Here is a 1,387-nt window from a genome sequence, read left to right as displayed (position 1 = left end):
ATGGTGGAGCGGAAGAAACCTAAAACGAATTTTGTCCGAGTTGATTGGATACAAAATGTTCCGTGCCGGTACTGTTCTTCAAAATGATAGGGGTAATTTCTTTTGGATATACGGTTATGTTTTTCAATTCTTTTATGGGTATCCAACAAAAATCCAAAGTTATTTTCTTATTATCCAAACAATCAAAACCCGATATAATTTCGTTTTTCGATAATGCGTTTTCATCCGACAAATGTATTTTATAATATAAACTAATTTGATGACACGGCTTTTTGCCCCACGGAAAGAAAACTTCGCCTATCGCCATTAAATTGTCGATTTCTATCTCGGTATGCAGTTCTTCTTTGAACTCGCGTCGCAACGCATTTTCCGTTGTTTCAAAAAGGTTGACATGTCCGCCGATAATAGCGTAATCGTCATTTTTGGGCTTTTGCAATAAGATTTTGCCGTTTTGTATCAATATGCCGCCGACTCGATGGGAAAAAATATATTCTTTATCGGAAAATAAAATATCCATTTCGTATTATCTCCTAAATAGAATATATTTGTTTTCCGCAAAAGTCTTATTCAATCCTTTTGCATGATAAGTGCCTTGCGTTACGTACATAAAACCGCTTTTTTCTATTACACGTTGGGATTGCGCGTTGCCGACAAAATGCCCTACGGTCAGCGCATCCAAACAAAGCGCATTAAAACAATAATCAATTACGGCATTAACTGCTTCGGGCATTAGTCCTTGCCCCCAATATGCTTTTGATAAAACATAACCAAGCTCTTTTATCCTAAGGGCGGCAAAGTCTTTTTCGTTATTTGCCCAAGAATAATGCAAGCCTAACGAACCGATAACTTTTTTTGTTGCTTTTAATTCCAACGCAAAAACATTTTTATCCGATATGAAAGAATGTAGTATGTTTTTTGTTTCGGTTATCGATTCGTGATGTTTCCAGCCTGCCATTTCACCTACACCGTCAACCGAAGCGTATGCAAACAAATCGTTAAGGTCGCTTTCTTGCCATGAACGCAACAAAAGGCGCGGTGTTTCGATTTTTATATTTGTAACGTCTATTTGAATATCCATATAAATCTCGGCTTTTCTTTTATTGTATCACATATTTTATCATAAACGAAAGCAATTTTCAATCATATAACAGCATAAAGGCTGTTTGGCACTGTGGCGGGGCTTGATAAAACAAGCGCGCCGCTACGCGGCGCGGACAAGCACCCGCCACAAACCGACACAAAACTGAATTAAGGTAGACCGATACAGCCGCCGAAAAAGCAAGGGCGGCAACGAAAATCGGGGCGCACGCGCAGGCTTTTCATTTTAATAATAAAAGAAAAAAGATTGAACATATTTTGTGTTCAACCTTTAACGAAAATGGTGGAG

2 protein-coding genes are annotated in these 1,387 nt (G+C 38.4%); both read right to left on the bottom strand.

The window, feature by feature from the left end; genetic code table 11:
• Positions 1 to 19: 19 nt before the first annotated feature.
• The gene (locus NFR55_RS10460; protein ID WP_251548859.1) at positions 20 to 517 is read right to left on the bottom strand and encodes an NUDIX hydrolase; all 498 of its coding nucleotides are present in this window, start codon (positions 515 to 517) and stop codon (positions 20 to 22) included.
• Positions 518 to 523: 6 nt separating this feature from the next.
• Positions 524 to 1,078, bottom strand: a complete 555-nt coding sequence (locus NFR55_RS10455) for a GNAT family N-acetyltransferase (protein WP_251548857.1) — start codon at positions 1,076 to 1,078, stop codon at positions 524 to 526.
• Positions 1,079 to 1,387: the final 309 nt, after the last annotated feature.

This window comes from Pumilibacter intestinalis (genome assembly GCF_943193005.1).
Classification (GTDB): Bacteria; Bacillota; Clostridia; order Christensenellales; family Pumilibacteraceae; genus Pumilibacter; species Pumilibacter intestinalis.
The sequence above is the reverse complement of the archived record's forward strand: the minus strand, read 5'-3'. Positions and strand labels throughout refer to the sequence as shown.